3 protein-coding genes are annotated in these 2,235 nt (G+C 70.4%); all 3 read left to right on the top strand.

Annotation, left to right across the window (positions count from 1 at the left end; genetic code table 11):
• Window positions 1–247: 247 nt before the first annotated feature.
• Window positions 248–775: a hypothetical protein gene (locus tag ACYVE9_RS22480; protein ID WP_461029709.1), complete on the top strand. Its 528-nt coding sequence runs from the start codon at window positions 248–250 to the stop codon at window positions 773–775.
• Between the two features lie 423 nt (window positions 776–1,198).
• A complete protein-coding gene (locus tag ACYVE9_RS22485) occupies window positions 1,199–1,810 on the top strand; it encodes a hypothetical protein (RefSeq protein WP_461029710.1) in 612 nt (203 codons plus the stop codon).
• Window positions 1,811–1,888: 78 nt separating this feature from the next.
• Window positions 1,889–2,235: SigE family RNA polymerase sigma factor (locus tag ACYVE9_RS22490; RefSeq protein WP_461029711.1), on the top strand; the 347-nt coding region annotated here is incomplete at its 3' end.

Here is a 2,235-nt window from a genome sequence, read left to right on the forward strand (position 1 = left end):
CCCCGCCCCGCCTCCCGAGCAGGGAGGCGGCGCGGGGCGTCTGCCGTACCGGGCGCCGGAGACCCGCGGGCCCGCGCCTGCCGGGGAGGCGACCCGCAAGGCCAATGCAGTTGCTTCAAGCACCCGCCTACTTCACGGGGCTCCTCTGCGCTTCGGCTTCGCCGCCGCAGGCGCTCGCCACCATCACCCGCAGCTGCCAGGCCCCGGGATACACTGCCGCGCCTCAGCCCGACTGGAGGTCATCTCAGTGTTCCCCGCACGGGTACTCGCCGTTGCCCCGCTGGCTCTGGTGATTCTCGCCCTGTCCGGCTGCTCTTCCTGGGGCTGCACCGACACGACGGCGGAGCGCGGTAAGGCCGGTGTCAGGGTGCAGGTCGTGGACACGGATGGGCAGTCTCTCGGCGTCACCGCCGCGGTCGTTGACTGGAGCCTTGAGCCCCACCCGCAAGTGCCCTCCGAAGGCGACCAGGTCCACTTCCGCTTCCGCTTCGACGGCGCCGATGAATACTTCGATCCCGCAGTGGACGCCTGCGCGGTCGACAAGGAGCGCGTGACGTTGGGGTGTAAGACGGTTTCCTCGTCCCAGGCGTTCGGGCCAGCCGACGATCCCCTCACGGGCGACGACTGGCTCGCCGTCGAGCACCCTGAGCAGGTTGACGGGGTGCTGTTGATCCCCAATGACCAGTCCTACGACCGACGCACCTGCGAAGTGGACATCAAGGACGGTGGCGGGATGCATCCTCCGGAACCACCCAGCAGGGGGGACCAGCTGTAGGGAGGTCAAGGCGGTTGGGCCGAGGCACGCGTCTGTCGGCGCCCCGGTGTTTGCGCTGTTTGGTGGTCTGGTTATGCGCCCATCGCCCCCGGTGCGACCTTTGCTGCGGCCCTCCGGGTTCTCAGGATCGACCACCGCATCGGTTCCTTGATCGCTCGGGGCCAGTCCCGGCCGGACCGGGACGGCAGCAGACGGGAACGCGCTTCCTGGATGGCCTCGTTCCCGCGCCGCCGGCTCCTCCCCGCGCCGACAGTGTCCGACTGCGTCGGAATCGGTCGCGGTGAGCGGCGGGGAGGCGCGGCAGCATGCGCGGGAGAACGTTCTCCCGCGTTGACATAGATCCGCGCCCGCGTCGTCGTCTGAAGGGTGACCACGTCGATCGGTGGGCCGGGAGCGGCTCACCGCCACCCCCGGGAGTCCCCCATGAACGAACGTCGCACCGCCCCCCGTCCGACCGCGCGTCGCGTCGCCCTCGCCACCGGCGCGGCGGTGGCGCTGCTGCTCGCGGGTGCGGGCACCGCGACGGCCGAGCACGCGCCGAGGCCCACGGCCGAGGCCGCGCCCACGTCCGGTCTCGCGGTACTCGGCGGCCTGGAGGTCAAGGTCGTCGAACCGTACGAGCCCGTGGACATCAACGACGACCTCCAGATGGGCCTGCTGCCGACGGGCAAGCAGAACTACGTGATCACTTCGCCCGATCGGTTCGCGGCGGAGATCGAGGCCGCCAAGGCGTACGTCGGCGACAACATCCGCCCCGACAGCATCAGCCTCAGCGTCTACTCGGAGCAGGGCGAGCCCACGCTGATCAGCGGTGCCTGGCGCCTGGCGGACACGCCGCGCGACGTCACCGTGTCGTTCGGGCACAACATCGACTACGCGGCGCAGATCGTGCAGCTTCCGGGCAAGCCCGGCTGGGGCACCTTCTACCTCGACGTCCAGGACCAGGGCCTGCCCGACACCTTCTCCGTGACCGCGTACGACAAGGCGGGGAACGCCTTCGCTTCGATCGACCACGAGCCGTGGCCGGCGAACTGACCCCCTGACCTCATCGACCGCCGCGCCGGGCGAGGGGGCGCCCGGCGCGGCCCACAGACCGACAGACCAGGACGCCAGGTGAACAAGAGCGCGGAGGACGACTTCCGTTCGTTCGTCGACAGCCGCTGGGCCCGTCTGCTGGCCACGGCCTACCTGCTGACCGGACACCAGCACGACGCGGAGGATCTAGTGCAGGCGGCACTGGTACGCGCCTACACCCGTTGGGACAAGGTGCGGGTCGCCCGGAACCCGGAGGCGTACGTCTGGCGCATCCTGATCAACACCAACGTCGACCGGTTGCGCCGGCGCAAGCTCGGTGAATGGCTCACCCACTGGCTTCCGGAGCGCTCCGCGCCCGACTTCACCGACCGGCTCGTCGAACAGGGTGTCCTGTGGGAGGCGCTGCGCGCGCTGCCGGCCCGGCA

It is taken from the genome of Streptomyces sparsus, from assembly GCF_054776295.1.

Bases quoted from the DNA above. Each gene is read 5' to 3' on its own strand.
- ACYVE9_RS22485 (WP_461029710.1), top strand. From the start codon at position 1,199: ATGAACGAACGTCGCACCGCCCCCCGTCCGACCGCGCGTCGCGTCGCC.